This is a genomic window from Amycolatopsis sp. (assembly GCF_036008905.1).
In the GTDB taxonomy this organism is placed as follows: Bacteria; Actinomycetota; Actinomycetes; order Mycobacteriales; family Pseudonocardiaceae; genus Amycolatopsis.
Genome location: NZ_DASYMU010000215.1, coordinates 1 through 18,926, shown reverse-complemented (window position 1 = coordinate 18,926; position 18,926 = coordinate 1). Strand labels below are relative to the sequence as shown.

General features: G+C 67.6%; 22 protein-coding genes. 9 read left to right on the top strand and 13 right to left on the bottom strand.

Annotation, left to right across the window (positions count from 1 at the left end; all coding sequences use genetic code 11):
- Positions 1-38: 38 nt before the first annotated feature.
- A complete protein-coding gene (locus VGP60_RS34550) occupies positions 39-3,653 on the top strand; it encodes a BTAD domain-containing putative transcriptional regulator (protein WP_327552381.1) in 3,615 nt (1,204 codons plus the stop codon).
- A 57-nt stretch (positions 3,654-3,710) separates the two neighbouring features.
- Complete coding sequence (locus tag VGP60_RS34545) at positions 3,711-4,787, top strand: ATP-dependent DNA ligase (RefSeq protein ID WP_327552380.1); 1,077 nt, start codon at positions 3,711-3,713, stop codon at positions 4,785-4,787.
- Here VGP60_RS34545 and VGP60_RS34540 read toward each other — a convergent pair.
- Positions 4,777-5,571, bottom strand: a complete 795-nt coding sequence (locus VGP60_RS34540; RefSeq protein WP_327552379.1) for an alpha/beta hydrolase — start codon at positions 5,569-5,571, stop codon at positions 4,777-4,779. The genes VGP60_RS34545 and VGP60_RS34540 overlap by 11 nt on opposite strands.
- Positions 5,572-5,594: 23 nt before the next feature.
- Positions 5,595-5,981 carry a YchJ family protein gene (locus VGP60_RS34535; protein ID WP_327552413.1) on the bottom strand — a complete coding sequence of 129 codons (387 nt, stop codon included), beginning with the start codon at positions 5,979-5,981 and terminating at the stop codon, positions 5,595-5,597.
- A gap of 298 nt (positions 5,982-6,279) precedes the next feature.
- Here VGP60_RS34535 and VGP60_RS34530 point away from each other — a divergent pair, with 298 nt between their 5' ends.
- Positions 6,280-6,621, top strand: a complete 342-nt coding sequence (locus VGP60_RS34530; protein ID WP_327552378.1) for a L,D-transpeptidase — start codon at positions 6,280-6,282, stop codon at positions 6,619-6,621.
- Here the strand turns inward: VGP60_RS34530 and VGP60_RS34525 are convergent.
- Positions 6,599-6,955, bottom strand: a complete 357-nt coding sequence (locus tag VGP60_RS34525; protein ID WP_327552377.1) for a YybH family protein — start codon at positions 6,953-6,955, stop codon at positions 6,599-6,601. The genes VGP60_RS34530 and VGP60_RS34525 overlap by 23 nt on opposite strands.
- Before the next feature lie 70 nt (positions 6,956-7,025).
- On the opposite strand from VGP60_RS34525, the gene VGP60_RS34520 reads away from it, so the two are divergent.
- A complete protein-coding gene (locus VGP60_RS34520) occupies positions 7,026-7,934 on the top strand; it encodes a LysR family transcriptional regulator (protein ID WP_327552376.1) in 909 nt (302 codons plus the stop codon).
- A gap of 3 nt (positions 7,935-7,937) precedes the next feature.
- Here the strand turns inward: VGP60_RS34520 and VGP60_RS34515 are convergent, their stop codons facing one another.
- The 4 genes from VGP60_RS34515 to VGP60_RS34500 form a co-directional block, all read right to left on the bottom strand.
- Complete coding sequence (locus VGP60_RS34515; RefSeq protein WP_327552412.1) at positions 7,938-8,144, bottom strand: hypothetical protein; 207 nt, start codon at positions 8,142-8,144, stop codon at positions 7,938-7,940.
- A gap of 167 nt (positions 8,145-8,311) precedes the next feature.
- The gene (locus VGP60_RS34510) at positions 8,312-9,187 is read right to left on the bottom strand and encodes a Ku protein (RefSeq protein ID WP_327552375.1); all 876 of its coding nucleotides are present in this window, start codon (positions 9,185-9,187) and stop codon (positions 8,312-8,314) included.
- A gap of 114 nt (positions 9,188-9,301) precedes the next feature.
- Entirely contained in the window at positions 9,302-10,150 is an 849-nt protein-coding gene (locus VGP60_RS34505) for a zf-HC2 domain-containing protein (RefSeq protein WP_327552374.1), read from the bottom strand.
- Positions 10,107-10,658 (bottom strand): sigma-70 family RNA polymerase sigma factor, encoded by a 552-nt coding sequence (locus tag VGP60_RS34500; protein ID WP_414640450.1) that lies wholly within the window; start codon positions 10,656-10,658, stop codon positions 10,107-10,109. Before VGP60_RS34500 ends, VGP60_RS34505 begins: the two co-directional genes overlap by 44 nt.
- Positions 10,659-10,928: 270 nt before the next feature.
- Here VGP60_RS34500 and VGP60_RS34495 point away from each other — a divergent pair, with 270 nt between their 5' ends.
- The 5 genes from VGP60_RS34495 to VGP60_RS34475 are packed head-to-tail and all read left to right on the top strand — an operon-like array spanning position 10,929 to position 14,400.
- Positions 10,929-11,504: a hypothetical protein gene (locus VGP60_RS34495; RefSeq protein WP_327552372.1), complete on the top strand. Its 576-nt coding sequence runs from the start codon at positions 10,929-10,931 to the stop codon at positions 11,502-11,504.
- Positions 11,505-11,541: 37 nt separating this feature from the next.
- A complete protein-coding gene (locus tag VGP60_RS34490; protein ID WP_414640452.1) occupies positions 11,542-12,273 on the top strand; it encodes a DUF4142 domain-containing protein in 732 nt (243 codons plus the stop codon).
- 36 nt (positions 12,274-12,309) lie between these two features.
- On the top strand, positions 12,310-12,918 hold the full coding sequence (locus tag VGP60_RS34485; RefSeq protein WP_327552370.1) for a ferric reductase-like transmembrane domain-containing protein: 609 nt from the start codon (positions 12,310-12,312) through the stop codon (positions 12,916-12,918).
- Positions 12,915-13,148 carry a ferredoxin gene (locus VGP60_RS34480; RefSeq protein WP_327552369.1) on the top strand — a complete coding sequence of 78 codons (234 nt, stop codon included), beginning with the start codon at positions 12,915-12,917 and terminating at the stop codon, positions 13,146-13,148. Before VGP60_RS34485 ends, VGP60_RS34480 begins: the two co-directional genes overlap by 4 nt.
- Entirely contained in the window at positions 13,135-14,400 is a 1,266-nt protein-coding gene (locus VGP60_RS34475; protein WP_327552368.1) for an FAD/NAD(P)-binding oxidoreductase, read from the top strand. Before VGP60_RS34480 ends, VGP60_RS34475 begins: the two co-directional genes overlap by 14 nt.
- Positions 14,401-14,463: 63 nt before the next feature.
- Here VGP60_RS34475 and VGP60_RS34470 read toward each other — a convergent pair whose 3' ends face one another.
- From VGP60_RS34470 to VGP60_RS34445, 6 genes are all read right to left on the bottom strand, one after another.
- Positions 14,464-15,705, bottom strand: coding sequence for an MFS transporter (locus tag VGP60_RS34470; protein WP_327552367.1), 1,242 nt, complete (start codon positions 15,703-15,705; stop codon positions 14,464-14,466).
- A complete protein-coding gene (locus VGP60_RS34465) occupies positions 15,702-16,175 on the bottom strand; it encodes a MarR family winged helix-turn-helix transcriptional regulator (RefSeq protein ID WP_327552366.1) in 474 nt (157 codons plus the stop codon). Before VGP60_RS34465 ends, VGP60_RS34470 begins: the two co-directional genes overlap by 4 nt.
- A 22-nt stretch (positions 16,176-16,197) precedes the next feature.
- A complete protein-coding gene (locus VGP60_RS34460; RefSeq protein WP_327552365.1) occupies positions 16,198-16,488 on the bottom strand; it encodes a protealysin inhibitor emfourin in 291 nt (96 codons plus the stop codon).
- Positions 16,488-17,903 carry a M4 family metallopeptidase gene (locus tag VGP60_RS34455; RefSeq protein ID WP_327552364.1) on the bottom strand — a complete coding sequence of 472 codons (1,416 nt, stop codon included), beginning with the start codon at positions 17,901-17,903 and terminating at the stop codon, positions 16,488-16,490. Before VGP60_RS34455 ends, VGP60_RS34460 begins: the two co-directional genes overlap by 1 nt.
- Entirely contained in the window at positions 17,903-18,223 is a 321-nt protein-coding gene (locus VGP60_RS34450; protein WP_327552363.1) for a hypothetical protein, read from the bottom strand. The genes VGP60_RS34455 and VGP60_RS34450 overlap by 1 nt, the downstream gene beginning before the upstream one ends.
- A 187-nt stretch (positions 18,224-18,410) precedes the next feature.
- Positions 18,411-18,614, bottom strand: coding sequence for a hypothetical protein (locus VGP60_RS34445; RefSeq protein ID WP_327552417.1), 204 nt, complete (start codon positions 18,612-18,614; stop codon positions 18,411-18,413).
- Positions 18,615-18,926 lie beyond the last annotated feature (312 nt).

The following is an 18,926-nucleotide window of genomic DNA, read 5'->3' as shown; positions in this document are numbered from 1 at the left end:
CATTAACTCTTCAAGGCAACTGAATGCGGCGGTATGGGATGACTGCTGAACCCCTGCGGGTCCAGTTGCTGGGCCCGGTGCGGGCTTGGCGTGGGGAGACCGAGCTCGATCTGGGTTCCGCGCGGCGGCGCGCCGTGTTCGCCGTGCTCGCGATGCGGGCCAACCAGGTCGTTTCCCGCGAGGAGATCGTCGACGCCGTCTGGGGCGAGTCGCCGCCGTCCAGCGTCGAGGGCAGTCTTTACACCTATGTGTCCGGTTTGCGCCGGGCACTGGAGCCCGACCGGTCCCGGTGGTCGACCGGCCAGGTGCTGGTGTCCGCGGGCTCGGGCTACTCGTTGCGGCTTGGGCCCGACGAGAGCGACGCGAGCGGGTTCGGCCAACTCCGCACGCGGGCGCAGGAGTGGGCCGCTCGCGGGGACACCCCGGGCGCGCTGGCCGCACTCGACGCCGCGCTCGGGCTGTGGCACGGCGACGCGTTGTCCGGCATCAGCGGCCCGTTCGCGGAGCTGCACCGCGCGCGGCTGGCCGAACTGCGGCTGACCACCCTCGAACGGCGGGCCGAGACCGTCCTGGAGTCGGGCGGGCACGCGGAGGTCGTCGCCGAGCTTTCCGGGCTCGCCAGCGAGTACCCGTCCAGGGAAGCGCCGCGCGGCCTGCTGATGCTCGCGCTCTACCGGTCCGGGAGGCCTGGCGAAGCGCTCGAAGTGTTCCGCGAGACCCGGGCGACCCTGATCGACGAGCTCGGCATCGAACCCAGCCCGGCACTGCGGATCCTGCACGACCAGATCCTGGCCGACGACCCCGCGCTCGGCGTCCCTGTCGCGCCGCCGGTGTCCCCGGCCCATCCGCACCGGCCTGAGTTGTTCGTCGGCCGGGACGAGGAGGTGCACGCGTTGCGCACCTACGTCGAGAAGCTGGCCGCGGGCCAGGGCGCGGTGGTCTGGCTCGAAGGCGAGCCGGGCATCGGCAAGTCGTCGCTGCTCGCCGCCGGGCTGGCCGGCGCCGTCAGCGCCGGTTGTGTGGTGCATTGGGGCGCCGCCGACGAGGCGGGCACGGGCGGTCCGCTCGCGCTCGTGCTCGACTGCCTGGAGGCGGGGCCCGAGTCGGAATTCGCCCGCACCCTGCGTGAGGACACGCCACCGGCGTACGCCTGGCAGGTCAGCGATCCCGTGCTCGCCGCGACGGACCGGCTGCTGGCGTACGTCGACGCGCTGTGCGCGGACACGCCGCTCGTGCTGGTGATGGAGGACCTGCACTGGGCCGACGACGCGAGCCTGCTGGTCTGGCAACGGCTGGTGCGGACCGCCCGCCGGTGGCCGCTGCTGCTGATCGGCACCTGTCGTCCGGTGCCGCGGCGGGTCGAACTCGGCCAGCTCCGCACGACCGCCGCCGGGGCGAGCGGCGAGTTGATCCGCCTGCGGCCACTGACCGGCCCGGACGTGGCGGAGCTGGTGGAACGGCTGGCTGGCGGGAAACCGGGCTCGACGCTGCTGGGGTTGGCCGACCGCGCGGCCGGAAATCCGCTCTATGTAACGGAAACAGTGACCACCTTGGTCATGGACGGCTTGGTGGACGTCGAAGACGGCGTCGCCGAAGTCTTGGAGGACGCCGAGATCTCGGCCACGCTCGCTCCGGCGATCACCCGGCGGCTGGGATTCCTCTCCGAGGAAACCAAGGAAATGCTGCGGTGGGCGGCTTTGCTGGGGGTCGAGTTCGATCTCGGCGATGTCGCCGTCGTCATGCGCAAGCAGGCGTCCGAGTTGGTTTCCGCGGTCGAGGAAGCGATGGCGGCGGGGATTCTCGGCGAAGCGGGGCAGCGGTTCGTGTTCACGCACGCGGTCGTGCGCAACGCGCTGTACGACGAGCGGCCCGCGGCGCTCCTCATCGGACTGCACCGGCAGGCCGCCGAAATGCTCGACGAGGCCGGCGCGCCCGCGGAGCGTGTCGCCGAACAGCTTGCCGCCGCGCCGATCGCGGTGGACGCCTGGATCACCCGGTGGCTGCTGTCGACCACCACGACGATCGCCGCCGGTTCGCCGTCGATCGTGGTGGAACTGCTGCAACGCGCGATGGCCAGTTCCGGCGTGCGGGGTGAGCTGCGCATGACCTTCGGCGCGCGGCTCACGCGGCTGCTGTTCTGGCTGGGCGGATATCCCGAAACCGAGGCGAGGGCCGTGGTGGCGATGACCACCGACGTCGACCTCGCCGCCGAGATGCGGCTCATCCTCGCCTTCATCGACTACAACCGGGGCGAATCCGAGCGCGCTATCGAAGCGCTCAAGGAAACCGCGGTCGACCCGGCCGTGCCGCAGCTGTGGCAGGTCCGGCATCGGGTGCTCCGGGCCATGCTCGAACGGCTCCTGCACGACGACCAGGCCGAAGCCGAAGCCGACGCCCTGAGCGCGCTGGCCGCGGCGACCGCGGACGGGGACGTGCTCGCCATCGCCCAGTCGCTGCAGGATCTCTGGCGGTTCGAATCGGTGAACCGGCGGCACGAACGGGCGCTCGTGCATATCGACAGGGCACTCGAAGTGGTCAGGGACAACCTGGATCTCGTCGACTTCCAGCTCGCCCTGCTCGACAACAAGGTGTTCACGCAGCACAACCTCGACCGGCTCGAAGACGCCGGCCGGACGCTCATCGAGGCCGACGACCTCGCCACCCGCCGGGGCCTGCCCGGTGGCCTGCGGCTGCCCGCGGCCACCCACTGGTTCTGGCTCGGCCGCTGGGACGACGCCCTCGTCCAGCTCGACGCGGTGGTGCGGGACGGCCCGGAGATCACCCTCTACGGATTGCGTCAACGCTGGGGAATCCTTTTGCTGCACGGGGTTTCCGCGCTCATCGCCGCGCACCGGGACGACTCGGCCGGTTTGGAAACCCATCTCAAGGCCGCCGAGAAGTACGCACGGTCCACAATGGAGCAGAAGGAGTACTGCGACTTCCTCCTTGCGGCGTCGGCCATCGCGGCCGAACAGGGTGGTCGGCTGGACGAGGCGCTGGAGGAGCTGGCGCCGGTGCTGGACCTGCGGTACGCGCAGATGATGCTGCGCCACCAATGGTTGCCGACCATCGTGCGCCTGGCGATCGACGCCGGCCGTCCCGAGGTCGCGAGGAAGGCGCTCGACGTCTGCGAAACCGAAGCGGCGGCCGAAGCCGAACCGGCCAGGGCGACCGCCGCCGCGGCTTGGTGCCGTGGCCTGATCGACGGTGACCCGGAACTGGTGCTGCCGGTCGTCGCGCGGTACCGGGAACTGGGCCGCAAGTTCGAGGCCGCGATGGCCGCCGAAGACGTGGCCGTCCTGCTCGCCGCGTCGGGAAGACTCGACGAAGCCCGGCGCAGTTTCCTGGAAGCCGTTGCGGTGTATGCCGAAGTGGGCGCCATGTGGGACGTCGGCCGGGCCGAGTCGCGGCTGCGGCCGTTCGGGATCCGGCGCACGAGCCGCGTTCCGGCGTCGGGCGGGGAACGGCTTTCGCCGCTGGAAATGCGGATCGCGGAGCTCGTCGCGGCGGGCTGGCCGAACCCGGACATCGCCACGCAGCTGACCCTGCCGCGCAGCGCCGTCCAGGTGCACGTGACGCGGATCCTGCAAAAGCTGGCCGTCGGCTCGCGCCTGGGCGTCACCCCCACCACCCTCACCCACTACAGCTCGTAAGAGATCGCCACCTGTCGACAGATGGCGATCTCGTGGCGCGCACCTACTATCAGGACCATGCACTTACCCGTGATGCCGCCGGTCAAGCCGATGTTGGCGAAGGCCGTGCATGAGGTGCCGCGTGCGCCGGGGCTTACTTACGAGCCGAAGTGGGACGGTTTCCGTTGCATCGTGTTCCGTGACGGCGACGAGCTGGAGCTGGGTTCCCGCAACGACCGTCCGTTGACGCGGTACTTCCCCGAGCTCGTCGAGCTCCTTCGCGCCGCGTTGCCCGACCGGTGTGTGGTGGACGGCGAGATCGTGGTCGTCACCGACGACGGCCTGGACTTCGACACGTTGCAGAACCGGCTGCATCCGGCCGCGTCGCGGGTGAAGAAGCTGGCGGAGGAGACCCCGGCGAGTTTCGTGGCGTTCGACCTGCTCGCGCTCGGGGACCGCGACCTCATGGGCGAGTCCTTCAGGGAGCGCCGGCGCCTGCTGGAGGGCATCCTCTCGGGCGCGTTGTCGCGAGTCCATCTGACGCCGGTGACCGAGGACCCGGACCTCGCGCAGGACTGGTTCACCCGGTTCGAGGGCGCGGGCTTCGACGGCGTGATGGCCAAGCCGGGCGACGAGCCGTACGAGCAGGACAAGCGGGTCATGTGGAAGGTGAAGCACGAGCGCACCGCGGACTGCGTGGTCGCCGGGTACCGGATGCACAAGGACGGCGTCGGTATCGGCTCGCTGCTGCTGGGCCTGTTCGACGACGAGGGCAGGCTGCACCACGTCGGGGTGGCGAGCAGTTTCACCGCCGCCCGCCGCAAGGAGCTCGTGACCGAGTTGGCGCCGCTGCGCGAACGCGCGCTCGAAAACCATCCGTGGCGGGACTGGGCCGAGGCGCAGACCGAAGCGGGCGGCCGCATGCCAGGGGGAGTGAGCCGCTGGACCGGCACCAAGGATCTGTCGTGGGAGCCGCTGCGGACCGAGCTCGTCGCTGAGGTCCGCTACGAGCACGTCCTTTCCGGACGGTTCCGCCACGGCGGCAGGCTGGTGCGGTTCCGCGCCGACCGGACGCCGGAGTCGTGCACCTATGGCCAGCTCGAAGAGGTCGCGCCGGCCGAGCTGGCGGCGTTGTTCCCCGAGGTCACTCCTTGAAGAACGCCGTGAGCATCGGGGCGAGGGCCTTCGGTTTCACGATGTGCGTCTGACCCGGCAGCGTGCGGTGCTCCGCGTTGGGCAGCACCTCGGCGAGGGCCTTCACGCCGTTGCGCATCCAGGCGGGGCTTTTGCCGCCGTCCACCACGAGCGTTTTCGTGGTGGTGCCCCAACGATCGGTGGGCAACGGCTCGCCCCGCTGATACGGGCCGACGAAACTCAGGTCGTAGGGCAGCGTGTGCGCGACGGCCTTGAGCTTCGACCACGCGGGCATGAGCGGCATGATCGCCACGAAGATCGACGGCACCCGGACGCCCTTGGTCATGAAGAGCCGGATCGCCTGGGCCCGGCGGTTCGACAGCACCAGTTTGGACAGTTGCCCCGGGAAGTCCGCGGGCACCGGCGGCCGGGTGTGGTCGACGACGAGCGGCGGTTCGTACAGCGCGAGCTTCGTGACGGAGAGTCCCCGCTCCACCGCTTCGAGGGCCAGCATCGCACCGGAGGAGATGCCGTAGACGTGCGCGGAGCCACCGGCTTCGGTGATGAGCGCTTCGATGTCCTCGATCTCGCGATCCACTTCGTACAGGTCGGCGTCGCCACTGCTCCCGCGGCCGCGCCGGTCGTAGACGTACACGGTGAAATCCTTCGCCAGCTCCGCGGCCAGCGGGCGGCTCGGCCCGGACTCGCGATGGCAGAGCGCCCCGTCCACCAGAATCAGCGGAGGCCCGCCGCCCGACTTCTCGAACGCGATCGTGGTGCCGTCCTTCGAGAACACCGTGCCCATGCGAGTCTCCGATCGGTAGACGATCACAGCGGGCCGAAATAGACCCAGGTGCCATCATTGCGGACGAAACGGCTGTCCTCGTGAAGAAAGTCCGTACCGTGCCCACGTTCGCGGTAGTGCGCACGGAACTCGACGGTGCCTTCGGCGTGGAGCAGGCCTCCGCCTGTCTTACCCAGGATTTCGAGCCGCGTCCAGCGGGTATTCGGCTCAACAGTGAGCTCGGCGGGCCGGGTCTCGGGATGCCACGACCGCAGCAGATACGCCTCGTCCCCGAGCGCGAACGCGCTGTAGCGGGAGCGCATCAGCGCCTCCGCGGTCGGGGCGGTGATCTCTCCACTGTGGATGCGGCCGCAGCATTCGGCGTACGGCTTGTCGAGTCCGCAGGGACAGTGACGGTTGTTCTTGGCCATACCGATCAGTGTGGCCGACAACTTTTTCGCGGGTCCGCCCGTACTAGGGGGAGTGAGATCTGCTTCGGCCCCACGGGAGACGTCCATGCGAAAAGCGGTTCCGGCGTTGATGATCGGCGTGTTCGTGCTGGTCACCGCCTGCTCGGCGGCGGCAGGCGAAGGTCCGCGGCGGGTCGCCGAGACTTCGAGCCTCGCCTCCGCGCCGCCGGTGCCGACAATGTCATCGGTGTCAGCGCCACCGAGCACGACGACGACCCCGCCACCGCCCACGGCCCCCTGTGCGGCGGCGGTGGCTTGCGTGAGTTTGTCCACGAAGCAGGCGTGGCTGGTGCGCGGTGGCGAGGTCGTTTTCGGCCCGGTGCCGATCATGTCCGGGAAACCGGGGCATGAGACCCCGGTCGGGAAGTTCCGGGTGGCCTGGAAGGACCAGGAGCACTACAGCAGCGAGTTCGCCGGGATGCCGATGCCGAACTCGGTGTTCTTCGCCGCGGGCGGCATCGCCTTCCACGCCGGAAGCCTCGACGAGGGTTCACACGGTTGTGTCCACCTCTCCGATGCGGCCTCGCTGACGTTCTTCGAGTCGCTCAAGGTCGGCGACTCCGTCGAGGTGCAGGCCCTCAGCGCTCCGGCCGGTCGATGATCCGGAGCCAGCTTCCGTCCGGCTGGCGCCGGGCGACCTGCGTCCGGCCGCCCGTGCCGTCGGCGGGGCGGGTCGAGGTGAGGGCGAGGTCGCCGTGGTGCAGGGTCGGCAGCGGATCCTCCACCTTGAACTCGATCGGGCTCGCGATCATCTGCTTGAACACTTCGAGGATGGCTTCGCGGCCGATCGTGGTGCTGCCGGGCGGATAGGCGAGCACCGCGTCGGGCTCGTAGAGGTCGGCGAGTCCGTTTGCGTCACCGGCGTTAGCCCGTTCGACGAACATCCGGGCCATATCTTCCGGTTCGGCGGCCTTGGTTTGGTTGCTCTGCGTCATATCTCAATCGTGCAACGGCTCCAGTGAGAAGTCCAAGAGCTGGTTTGACTGACAACTAGAATTATTTGTTATGGAACTTCGGCAGCTTGAGTACTTCGTGGCGGTTGTGGAGGAAGCGAACTTCACTCGCGCGGCGGAAAGAGTGCATGTGGCGCAACCGGGGGTGAGTGCGCAGATCCGCCGGTTGGAGCGAGAGCTCGGTCAGCCCCTGCTGGACCGTTCGGGTCGCACGGTTCGGCTGACCGAGGTCGGCGCCGCCGTGCTCCCGTTCGCGAAGGCCGCGCTCGCCGCTGTCGACGGAGCGCGGCTCGTTGTCGACGAACTCGCCGGTCTGACGCGGGGCCGCGTCGCCGCCGGAATGGTGACCTCGGGCTTCGCCGCGGCCATGTCGGACCTGCTGGCCGACTTTCATCGCGACTACCCGGCCGTGGAAATCACGCTGATCGAAGCGAATTCCGACAATTTACTCAGTGGGTTGCAAAACGGGGAATTGGACCTGGCGCTGGTGGGTTTGGCGACGCCGCCGCCCGCGGGGATCGAAACCCAGGTCCTCCTCGACGAACGGCTCGTCGCCGCCGTCGGACGCGAAGATCCACTGTATGGCACCAAAAGTGTCACGCTGGAGGGACTGCGTGAGCGCGACCTGATCTGTCTTCCGCAGGGTACGGGCCTGCGCGCGAGCATCGACGGCGCGTTCGCCGCGACGGGGTTCAGTCCCAAGATCGCTTTCGAGGCAGGGGATCCGAGCGTGCTCGCGCAGCTGGCCGTGCGCGGGCTGGGTGTCGCCATCCTGCCGGAGTCGCTGGGGAGTTCGTACCCGGAGCTGCACGCGCTCGCCATCACGAAACCGCGGCTGCGCTCACGGATCGAACTGGCTTGGCGAGCGGACGGACCGGTCAGTCCGGCGGCACGGGCGTTGATCGACTACGCCCGAGCAGCGCTGGCCAAAGAAGCTGGCCAAAGAAGGCTGACGGTATAAGGCTTACGAGGCAGCCTGAAGCAGTTCGACCTCGGCGGTCACGGTGCACTCGCAGCCGCCGTCGACCAGCTCGCAGTCGATGGTCAGCGAGTGACGTTCGGTCTCGAGGTCGAAGCAGCGGATCTCCGTGCATTCGACCAGGCCGTCCGGGTGTATCACCAGCGTTCCGTGACAGTGGTCGAGATCGGCGATGCAGCTCGCGCACTCCATGATCACGCCTTCCGCGGTCGTCTTTCGAGTTCCCACAGGTCTTACTACCACCGGGGACCGACAGATCCTGGCATACGCGCGGCGTGTCGCCGGGGACCCCGCCCACAATTCCGCAACTCCTGGCGTGCTATTTGTCCGGGGAATGTGTCGACACATTCCCCAGGAGGTCAGGCGCTCTTGGTGGGACGGCGTTTCGTGGCGGGCTTGACCTCGGGCTCCGCGGCCTTCTTGGTCCGCCGCGCGGGCGTCTTCGCGGCCGGGGCACGGGTCTTCTTCGCGGCGGAAACACTGGCCTGCAACGCCGACATGAGGTCGACGACTTCGGCCTTCCCACCTGCGACGACCGGCCTGGTGGTGTCCTTGCCGTCGATCTTCGCCTGGATCAACGCATCGAGGGCTTCGCGGTAGCTGTCCTCGTACTTGTCCGGCTCGAACACGGGCTCGGCGAGCGAGTCGATCAGCGAACCCGCCATGGTCAGCTCCTGCGGCCGGACCTGTGGCGGATCCTCTTGCAGGAACGCGAAGTCCGGCACACGGACCTCGTCCGGCCAGAGCATCGTCGTCATCACCAGCACGTCGGAGACCACGCGCAGCACGGCGAGCGCCTCCCGCTGGCGCAGCGCGACCTTGGCGATCGCGACCTGCCCCGACTTGTGGAGCGCGTCCCTGAGCAGCACATACGGCTTGGTGGCCGCCTTCTGTGGCTCCAGGTAGTACGACTTGTCGAAGTTGATCGGGTCGATCGACTCCAGCGGCACGAACTCGAGGACGTCGATCGTGCGGGAGCTGGACAGCGGCAGCTCGGCGAGGTCGGCGTCGGTGATGACCACCATTTCGCCGTCGGAAAGCTCGTAGCCCTTGGCTATCTCGGCATACGGGACTTCCTTGCCGTCGACCGTGCAGAACCGCTTGTACTGGATCCGGCCACCGTCGGCCTCATGGACCTGGCGCAGCGACACGTTCTTGTTCTCCGTCGCCGCGTACAGGTGGATCGGGATGGTGACCAGCCCAAAGGAGACAGAACCCTTCCACATCGCCCGCATGGTGATCGACCTCCGTCGTCCCCGTCAGATGGCACTGTCTGTGACGGTACCTTGCTCAGGCGGTGTGCGACACTCCTCGACCAGCGCAAACAGGTCGCGAACGGTCCAGCCGGGTCAGTGGTCGACGGTGACGAGCAGTGATCCGTCCTCGGTCCGGACCTCGAACCGCTCGATCTCGTTCGGGGTGAGGGCCGTCCCGCCGGAGACGCGCAGCGGAGCCGGCGATTCGGGGACGCCGTAGCCCTTGACCGGCACGGACCAGCTGGTCATGACCTGCGACTCGCCGCCGTAGGTGACGGCGAGCAGCCGGCACGTCAGTGGCCCGGTGATCCCGCCCAGCTCGAGGTCGGCCTGCGTGCCCCACTCCTTCGGGGTCAGCGAGACTTTCGCGTTGATCGTGTCGAGATGGGCGATTTCGGACTGAGCCTTGTTGATGCCGTCGTTCGGGCTCGCGGCGGAACCGGTGTGCACCTCGGGCAGCGTCGTGGACGCCGCCGCGAGCGGTGCGGCCGGTTCGTCCCCGCCGGAGGTGAAAGTCAAGGTCAGCACGGGGCCCGCGACGATGAGCAGCGCCGCGGCGGCGACCAGTAGCCGCGACCGCGAGCGCTGTTTCCGCCTGCTGGAGGCGGCTTCGTCGAGCAGGGTGGCGAGCGGCTGCCCAGCTTCCGCCGCCGCGTGGCGGACGGGAGCCGGGACAGGCCGCATCTCCTGGCTGTCGGTGCTGGAGGGCACGGGAGGACCAGGCCAGCGCTTCTTGACCTTGGCGAGCAGATCAGGCAGGTCGTGCAGCTCAAGCAGGTCGAGCTGGCAGTGAGGGCAGCCTTGCAGGTGCTCCTCGAACGCGGCGTGGTCTGAAGCGTCCAAGATGCCGAGAACGTAGGCGGCCATATCCGTATGGGCCGTCCCGGTCATCCGTGCCTCACCCCCGATCCCGCAGCGCCCGGCGTAGTGCTCGGACGGCATGGTGCACTCTCGATTTGACCGTACCCGGAGGTACGCCGAGAGACGCCGCGACGTCGTTCACGGTTCGATCACGCATGTACGTCTGCATGATCGCTTCGCGTTGTTCGGGGGAAAGGCCGCGAAGAGCCTCGTAAATCACCATGGACGCGAGAGTCCGCTCTGACTCGTCGGGCACGTAGACAGAATCGACGTCGGCTTCCTCAACCTCCTCGGGACGGGCACGGCGGCTGCGCCAGCCGTCGATGACGATGCGCCTGGCGACGGTGTAGAGCCAGGCCTGCAGCATCTCGGGCTGCCGGTCGAGCTTGTCGGCGTTGCGCCAGGCCCTGATGAGGGTTTCCTGCACTACGTCTTCAGCCCATTGCCGATCGTGTCCGTTCAGTTTCAGTACATGCGCCATCAAAGGACGGCCGAATTCCTGGTACAGCGCTGTCACCAGCTCATCACGGCCATGCGTATCGGCTCGTTGATCAACTGGGGGGCGAAGTGTTCGACTGTGGCGACCCACGGGGGACATCTTTGTGCGAGAACTCCCTCCCCGTCTAGTAGCAACATCGAAATCACGGTGCGTGATTCTTTTTCTTTTTCGTAACTTTCTTTGAACCGTGCCCGGGTGGGCGCCGTATCCCACTGTGAAGGCCCCTTGTAAGCGTCGTTCCCCCGCGACGAAACCGATCCACTCACGACACAGACGTGTCCAAAGTGGATCTTTCACGCCCTTTTTCAGTCGTCCGTGGCGATGGCACGTGCACTGCCTGCCCACGACGGAAAGGAAGTCATGACCGCAGTACGCCGTTCGTTCTTACCCGTCGCTCTCGCCGGCACCGCGGTTCTCCTGCTCGCCACTGGTTGCGTCGAGGACGGCTCGGCCGCTTCGTCCTCCGGCCAGCCCCAACCCTCGCAGCAGCAACAACATCCCCCAGGTCACAGTGCCGCGGGTGCCGCAGGACAGGCCGAGGACGATGAGCCCGGACTGTCCGCCATCCGCGCGTTCGACATCGGGAAACTCGTTGTGGACGGTGGGGGATTCACTCTCTACCGCTCCGACAAGGACACCGCGAAGCCCCCGAAATCCAACTGTGCGGGCAAATGTGCCGAGGATTGGCCGCCGATGGTGTCGGTCGCGGAGCTCAAGCTCCACAACATCGACCAAGCTCTCGTCGGTTCGGTGATCCGGGCGGACGGTGTCGAGCAGGTGACGCTGGCCGGCTGGCCGCTCTACCGGCACGCCGCCGACGAAATGCCTGGTGAAACGTCCGGGCAGAGCGTGAACGGAACCTGGTTCGCCGTCGCCCCGGACGGCAGCAAGGTCACGGTGACCGACGGTGGGCTGTCCGGTGAGTTCGGCCTCTGACCGGACAAGGCGCCACATCCAGCGGGCATTGGTCCTAATGGTCGCCTTGTTCTTAAGCCAAATAGCCCTGTCCGGACCGGCTTCGGCCCAGCAGCCCGCCGACGGGCCGCTCGGTGCGGCCGACATCGAATTGCTGACGAAGGTGCGCTTGGCCGGTTTGTGGGAGATGCCCGCCGGTGAATGGGCCGAGAAACGGTCCGAGAACGCGCGGGTCAAAGAAGTCGGAATGACGATCATGGTCGACCACGGCCGGCTCGACTCGATGACGCGCGCGCTCGCCGGGCAACTCGGGGTGCCACTGCCGTCGCAGCCGAACTCCGACCAGCAGAGCTGGTTGAACGAGATGCAGAACGCCCGCACCGCCGCGGAGTTCGACCAGGTCTTCGGCAACCGGCTGCGCGCGGCACACGGCGCGATCTTCTCGGTCATCGCGGCGGTCCGCGCCGGTACGCGCAACGACCGCATGCGGGAGTTCGCGACGACGGCCAACCAGGCCGTGATGCGGCACATCACGCTGCTCGAGAGCACCGGCCTGGTCGACTACAACCGGCTCCCCGAAGCGTCGACCGCGCCGAAGCCGCCGCAGATCGTCGACATCGACCCCGTCGACGTGGCCACTGTCGTCGGTGTCGCCATGATCGAGATCCTGGCCACCGTCTTCCTCATCGGGCTGCTCCGTAAACCCTCGCGACGAGGGACCCGCCGGCGCGTGGAGGACACCTCCGCCCACTCGCTGCCCGCGGATCCGTTCGTCACCTCCAGAAGCTGATCACAGGAGAAGCCTTGTCCCTGTTCGGAAAATCCCATGTACGCCGTATTCGCTGAGGCTTCGGTGTCGGTGGTCGCCCAGGCCGCACCCGACGCCGGACTCAAGTCCATCGCCCAGTTGTCCGCGCGGGTGGCCTACACCTTCATGTGCCTGACCCTCTGCTGGGGCGTGCTCACCGCGACGGGCTGGATCCGCCGTCTCGGCGAGCGCAAGGCCTTGCGCAGCGGGCACATGTCATTGGCCATGCTGACGCTGTCGTTCGCGGTCGTCCACGCGTTGTGCTTCCTTTTCCTGTCCAGCAACGCGTGGAAGTTCACCCAGCTCGTCATTCCTCTCATGCCGGGAACGTTTGCCCGCCACACGATGGGCATCGTCGCCCTCGAGCTGATGCTGGCGATCGCGATCACCGCCAGCCTGCACCGGTGGACGGCGTATCGGCGCTGGTTGTGGCTGCACCGGATGGCGTACCCGGCCGTCGGGCTCGGCGCGGTGCACTCGTTCTTCGGCGCGATCGCCAACGGTCACCTTTCGGTGCTGTGGCTGGCGGGGATCACGCTGTTCGTGCCCGTGGTGACGCTGACGACGCTTCGCTTCCTGCCCGGCCGGGTCCTCGAACGCATCGGCCTTGTAGAGGAGCGCGTATGAACATCGGACGATCCCGCAAAGGCGCGAGGGTCAACGTCGACAACGACAAATGCGAGCTGTACGGCATCTGCGAAGCCGAAGCTCCGACGCTTTTCGAACTCGGACCCGACGGGCGCCTGCGGTACCGGCGCTCGCCCGCGGACGAAGACATGGTCCTGGCCGCCGCGGCCGCCAGGTCCTGCCCGATGCAAGCGATAAAGCTCGAAAGTGGGAACAATGGCCGGAGATGAACGCATTGTCATCGTCGGTGCGGGTGTAGGTGGCCTGCGCGCCGCGGAACGGCTCCGCGAACTGAACTTCGACGGCGAGCTGGTGATCATCGGCGACGAGTTACGCCGCCCGTATCACCGCCCGGCGATTTCCAAGCACATGGTGGCGGGCACGACCCGCCCGGCGGACTTGGCGCTGAAGGCCAACATCGAGCTCGATGCCCGCTGGCGCCTTGGCACCCGGGCGACGCACCTCGAGACCGACCGGCGTCTCGTCCACCTCCCCGGTGGCGAGGAGATGCGCTACGACGGCTTGATCATCGCGACCGGCGTGATGCCGCGTCACCTGATCGGCGCGCCCCGGCACGACCCCCGCGTCCGCGTGCTGCGCACCGTGGAAGACGCGCTCGCCGTCCGTGCGGCCCTCGCCGCGAGCGACCGGCCCGCGGTCGTCATCGGTGGCGGGCTCATCGGCAGCGAGTTCGCCGCGACCATGCGGCAGATCGGCCGGGACGTCACGCTCGTCGGGCACAGCCTCGCGCCGCTGCACCGGTTCGGGCCGAGGGTGTCCAAGGCGGTCACCGAGCAGCATCAGCGTCACCGCGCGGGCATCGCGATGAGCACGCTGGTGCGGCACTGGATCACCACGAAGCACGCCGTCGGCCTGCACCTGACCACCGACCAGCTGCTGGTCGCGAGTGTCGTGGTGCTCGCCATCGGCAGTGTGCCCGCGGTGGAATGGCTGCGCGGGTCCGGGCTGAACATCGACGACGGGATCCTCTGCGACGCCTCGCTCTACGCCGAGGGCGCCGACGACGTCGTCGTGGTCGGCGACACCGCGCGCTGGCCGAACCTGCGCTTCGACGAGGTTCCCCGCCGCGTCGAGCACTGGCTCAACGCGGTCGAATCCGGTCGCGCGGCGGCGGAGAACCTGATGGCCGGGCGGTCTCGCTCGGAGCCGTATATGCCGATGCCGCGGGCGTGGTCCACGCAGTACGGCGTGCGGATGCAGATGGCGGGCATCCCCTCGCTGGGTGACGACACCGTCGCCCTCGACGACGGCATCACCGGTTACGTCCGCAAGGGCCAGCTCGTCGGGATCTGCAGCTGGGATCGCCCGAAGGCGATGATGCAGTGGACCGCCGAACTGGAACGCCGCCTGCCCATCCCGCTCACGCTCCCGGTCCCCGAACCGGAGGAGGTGATGCAGCCGTTCCCCATGAACTCGTCGATCCCGTCGATCTCCGCATTGGCCGCGGAGTTGTCCAACTGATCGCCGGTCTCGTTCGACCGCTGAGTGGCGTGTTCCGGTGATCCAAGCATCCGAACACGCCACTCAGTGTTTATCGGGATCGCGCGCGTCGTAGCGGGCGAGGGCCGGTACGGCCAGCCTGAGCAGCCCGGCGCCGAGCACGGTGGCGATGCCGCCGCTGATCGCGCTGACGGCCGGTGTCACGAGTGAACCGACCACGCCCGCCCGGAAATTCCCCAGTTCAGGCGCGCCCGAGCCGACGACGAAGTCCACGCTGGTCACCCGGCCACGCAGCCGATCAGGCGTGGCGGCCTGGACGATCGTCCCGCGGAAGATGACGCTGATCGTGTCCGCCGCCCCGGCGACCGCGAGCAGAACCAAGCCCAGCCACAGGGTGTGGGTGAAACCGAACCCGGCGAGTGCGGCGCCCCAGACCGCCCCGGCGATCAACATGGCCCGCCCGTGCCGTGAGACCTGCCCGACCGGACCGGACAACGCGGAGCCGAGCAGCCCGCCGATCGCCGGTGCCGCGGTGAGCAACCCCAGTGTCTGCGCCGAACCGCCGAAGTTCTGGTCGTTCAGCGCGGGGAACAGCGCGAACGGCATGCCGAGCACCGTCGCGTTGACATCGGCGAGGAAAACGCCCAGCAGCACCGGTTTGTGACGGATGAACCGGAGTCCTTCGGCGACGGCTTTCAGTCCCGGCCGCGCGGCGTCGCCCAACGGCGGCATCGGTGGCAGGCGCGCCAACCCGTAGAGCGCGGCGGCGAAGCTGACGACGTCGACGAGATAACACAGCTGGAATCCGCCGGTGGCGACCAGCATTCCGGCGAGCAGCGGGCCGACGGTCAGGCTGGCGTGGAAGGAAAGCATGTCGAGCGCCAGCGCGCCGGGCAGCTGGTCGGCGGGAAGCAGGCGCGGCAGGAAGGTACGCCGCGCGGGGGCGTTGACCGCGCCGAGCAACGCCTGGATCCCGGCGAGGACGTAGAGCAACCAGACCTGGCGAAGATCCAGGAAAGCCTGCACGGCGAACAAAATCGACATGACCGCGAGGCAGCTGCTGGTGAGCAGTACGAGCCGACGCCTGTCGACGGCGTCGGCGAACGAGCCACCGAGCAGGCCGACGACGATGGTCGGGACGCCGAGGACGAGTGCCAGCGCGCCGACCGCCGCCGAGGAGTGGGTGAGCTCGTAGATCTGCAACGCGGTCGCGAAACTCGTCATCCGGCTGCCGATGCTCGACAGCGAACTGCCGATCCACAGTCGCCGGAACGCGGGGGACTCCCGCAGCGGGCGCGTGTCCGCGAAGAGGCGCCGGCCCGTCACTTTTCGAGCGCGCGGGCGGCGTCGGCGATGCGTTCGCGGAACGACCGTCGTTCGAGAACGTGGGTGGCTTCGGCCAGCAGCTCACTCAGCGAGTAGGGGAGTTCGGCTTCGAACTCTTCGGCGGCGGCCGTGGTCGCCGCCCATTCGGCGTCGAGTTTCGGGAGCAGGGCGCGGCTCTTGTCAGTCAGCTGCACGATCCGCTGCCGGGCGTCGGCGCCGGGTTCGAGCGTGACGAGACCGTACTTTTCCATCTGGGTCACCGTTTGGCTCGCCGCGGAATGGGTGACCGAGACGGCTTTCGCGAGGTCGCGGATGGGCAGCGGCCCCTGCGCGACGAGCGTGCGCACGACCGGGGTGAACCGTGGCCGGAACCCGTCGAGACCCAGCTCGACGTAGACCTGCGCGACATCGCCGTCGAGGAGTTCGAGGAGATGGCGCAGACGTGTCCCCAGACCGGGAGGTTCACTCATGGCCACAACTGTAACAGCGCTGTTAGGTGTCTCGTTTCAGGGTGTTGAGACGCTCGATCAGTTGCTGCGCCGCCGGGTCCGTGACCGGATCGGTGAATTCCAGCGTGTACGTGTCGGCGCCGGAGCCGACCTCGATCCGATAGGACCGCTGATCGGCTCCGGCGGGTGTCGACATGCTCGGCTTCGCTTGCCGGACGAGGGCTTCCAGCTCCGCGGCGATTTCCGCGGGGAGCTCGGCGGTGTCGACGGCGAACGGCTTTCGCAGTCCGGGCATGAACGCGAAGCCGCCGTCTGTGGAGAAGGAGATGCGCATCAGGCGCTGGTCGACTCGGCAGCCACGCTGATCCCGTTGCCCGCGGCGTCGACCGCGCCCGGTTCGGCCACCGACAGGATGCCCTCCCGGATACCGACCGTGCCGGCCTTCGTCAGGTACCACGCGCCGTCGTTCCCGGCGAATGTCGTCATGGCACCGGAACCTACGCTCCCGTCGACCGTGCCGCAGTACTTCGCGGGCCCGGTGTCGAAGCTCAGCAGTACCGTGCCGTCCTGCTGATGCCACTTGCCCGTCAATGAACCGCTGAAGGTTCCGTTGCCGTTGAAGGAAAGCGGGACCTGCGCGTAGTTCGGTGTCGCACCCCAGCTGAAGTGCAGCACCCAGTTCCCCGAGATCTTCGGCGTCGCGAACGTGACGCGGACACCGACCTGCTCCCAGGCGTCGATGACCGCGCGGGTCTCGTCGGAGCCGTAAAGCAGGCTCGCGTTGGCGGCGGTCAGGTTGGCGAAGTCGAGGAACTGCGCGGTCGAGGAGAGCCGCGGATCGCACAGCGTGGAGTACCAGATGTGGCCGGCCTTGCCCCACGCGTGGGAGCCGAGCGCGCTGGCGAGGAGGTAGAAGGCCCTGTTGGGGATGCCCGAGTTGATGTGCACGCCACCGTTGTCGGCGGTCGTGTTCACGTACCGGTCCATGTGGTCGGGCTGCGGGTCCTTGCCGAGCTGCGGATCGTCGTAGGCGGTGCCGGGCGCCTTCATCGACCGCAGCGCGACTCCGTTGACCTTGTCGGTCAGCAGGCCCTCGCCGATGAGCCAGTCGGCCTGGTCCGCGGTCTGGTTCAGCGCGTATTGCTTGACCAGCGAACCGAAGACGTCCGACATCGACTCGTTCAGCGCGCCGGGCTGGTCGTGGTAAACGAGATTCGCCTGATGCCCGGTGACGCCGTGGGTCAGCTCGTGGCCGATGACGTCGATCGAGATGGTGAACCGGTTGAAGTAGACGCCGTCGCCGTCACCGAACACCATCTGGGTGCCGTTCCAGAAGGCGTTGTCGTACTTCACGCCGAAATGCACGGTGCCCTTGAGATCCAGGCCCGCGTTGTCGATCGAGTTGCGGCCGTAGATGTCCCAGAACAGCTTGAAGGTCGCGCCGAGTCCGTCGTAGGCCTCGTCGACTTCGAGGTCACCGGTGGCGGCCTGGCCTTCGGAACGCTTGAGCGTGCCCGGCAGGTTCTGGCTTTGGTTCGCCGAATAGAGGTAGCGCTGCAGATGCGGCGTCAGCGAAGGGATGGCCATCACGCGGGTGAGCTGCTCGGTGATCCGCTCACTGCGGACCGTGGTGTCGATCGACAGCAGTTCGAGCGCCGCTCGCCGCGTCCGCTGGTCTTCCGCGTTCTCGGCGATCGACTCGACCATATGCGGCGGGAGGATGCAGTGGATCGAATGACGGTGTGTCATCAGGACTCACCGCCCGCGGCGTTGGGGAAGGACTGCGTGGCCTGGGCGACGCTGTCACCGGTCTGCTTGAGCATGTACCAGGAACCGGCGAGCCCGCTGAACGTCGTCATCGCCCCGGACGCCACGTTCGCGTCGACGCGGCCGCCGTACTTGGCGGGCCCGCCGTCGAAACTCAGCAGGATCGTGCCGTCCTGCTGCCGCCACGCCCCCGGTTCCGGGCCGGTGAAGGAACCGTTGCTCTTCAAGCTGACCGGTGTCAGCGCGAAGTTCGTCGAATTGCCCCAGCTGTAGTGCAGGGTCCATTCTCCTGTCGCACTCATGATCGCCCCTCTCTTGCCTGTTTTCGTCGATCAGGCATAAAGAGGGAGCGCGGAATGCGCAGATACCAACGGTGGCCAAGCACTGCCGGGTATTCGTTATCGGTGATTCTTTGACCAGACTGTCCAAACAGGACTGTTCCTGGGAACACCGGGGTGTCCCCAGGAACAGAATTCGGCTACTGGCAGATCAGAACCAGTGCGCCCGGCCGCCGATCTTCCGGCCCGTACCGCCGACCAGGGCGAGCACCGCGCCGATCACGACGAGTGCGATACCGATCGTCCACAGGATCGAAATGTTAGCGAGAAACCCAATGATGAGAAGGATAACGCCAAGAACAATCATCGAAGAACTTCTCCTCTCTCGGCGGTGGCACTTACCGTCCACCAGCATCGAGGTGAGGTTGCCCGAACGAGGAAACCCTCAAACTGGACCATTTGGAGTAGTCTTCGGTCTTTTCTTCTTCGGTCGCGCGCTGTATGGCAGCCGTTGACGGATGGTGATCGCTTCCGTGGCATCCTGTCTCGGGTTGAGTGCTCGGCTTTGGGTGGGTGGTCTGTGGTTGGGTTTCCGGCGCGCCGGATGGATATTTTCGCTCCACGGGGTGCTTTGGGGAGATGTGCGGCAGCGAAAACACCCACCCGGATCGAAACCCCGCTCACCTCGCCGAGGCCGGGACTTGTTGTTGCGTAGCGTCTGTAACTC

Coding starts and splice junctions, on each gene's coding strand:
- VGP60_RS34455 (WP_327552364.1), bottom strand. CDS start 17,903: ATGACACACCGTCATTCGATCCACTGCATCCTCCCGCCGCATATGGTC.
- VGP60_RS34545 (WP_327552380.1), top strand. CDS start 3,711: ATGCACTTACCCGTGATGCCGCCGGTCAAGCCGATGTTGGCGAAGGCC.
- VGP60_RS34535 (WP_327552413.1), bottom strand. CDS start 5,981: ATGGCCAAGAACAACCGTCACTGTCCCTGCGGACTCGACAAGCCGTAC.
- VGP60_RS34475 (WP_327552368.1), top strand. CDS start 13,135: ATGGCCGGAGATGAACGCATTGTCATCGTCGGTGCGGGTGTAGGTGGC.
- VGP60_RS34515 (WP_327552412.1), bottom strand. CDS start 8,144: ATGGAGTGCGCGAGCTGCATCGCCGATCTCGACCACTGTCACGGAACG.
- VGP60_RS34525 (WP_327552377.1), bottom strand. CDS start 6,955: ATGACGCAGAGCAACCAAACCAAGGCCGCCGAACCGGAAGATATGGCC.
- VGP60_RS34495 (WP_327552372.1), top strand. CDS start 10,929: ATGACCGCAGTACGCCGTTCGTTCTTACCCGTCGCTCTCGCCGGCACC.
- VGP60_RS34550 (WP_327552381.1), top strand. CDS start 39: ATGACTGCTGAACCCCTGCGGGTCCAGTTGCTGGGCCCGGTGCGGGCT.
- VGP60_RS34510 (WP_327552375.1), bottom strand. CDS start 9,187: ATGCGGGCGATGTGGAAGGGTTCTGTCTCCTTTGGGCTGGTCACCATC.
- VGP60_RS34485 (WP_327552370.1), top strand. CDS start 12,310: ATGTACGCCGTATTCGCTGAGGCTTCGGTGTCGGTGGTCGCCCAGGCC.
- VGP60_RS34450 (WP_327552363.1), bottom strand. CDS start 18,223: ATGAGTGCGACAGGAGAATGGACCCTGCACTACAGCTGGGGCAATTCG.
- VGP60_RS34505 (WP_327552374.1), bottom strand. CDS start 10,150: ATGCCGTCCGAGCACTACGCCGGGCGCTGCGGGATCGGGGGTGAGGCA.
- VGP60_RS34480 (WP_327552369.1), top strand. CDS start 12,915: ATGAACATCGGACGATCCCGCAAAGGCGCGAGGGTCAACGTCGACAAC.
- VGP60_RS34460 (WP_327552365.1), bottom strand. CDS start 16,488: ATGCGCATCTCCTTCTCCACAGACGGCGGCTTCGCGTTCATGCCCGGA.
- VGP60_RS34445 (WP_327552417.1), bottom strand. CDS start 18,614: ATGCTGGTGGACGGTAAGTGCCACCGCCGAGAGAGGAGAAGTTCTTCG.
- VGP60_RS34540 (WP_327552379.1), bottom strand. CDS start 5,571: ATGGGCACGGTGTTCTCGAAGGACGGCACCACGATCGCGTTCGAGAAG.
- VGP60_RS34490 (WP_414640452.1), top strand. CDS start 11,542: ATGGTCGCCTTGTTCTTAAGCCAAATAGCCCTGTCCGGACCGGCTTCG.
- VGP60_RS34465 (WP_327552366.1), bottom strand. CDS start 16,175: ATGAGTGAACCTCCCGGTCTGGGGACACGTCTGCGCCATCTCCTCGAA.
- VGP60_RS34520 (WP_327552376.1), top strand. CDS start 7,026: ATGGAACTTCGGCAGCTTGAGTACTTCGTGGCGGTTGTGGAGGAAGCG.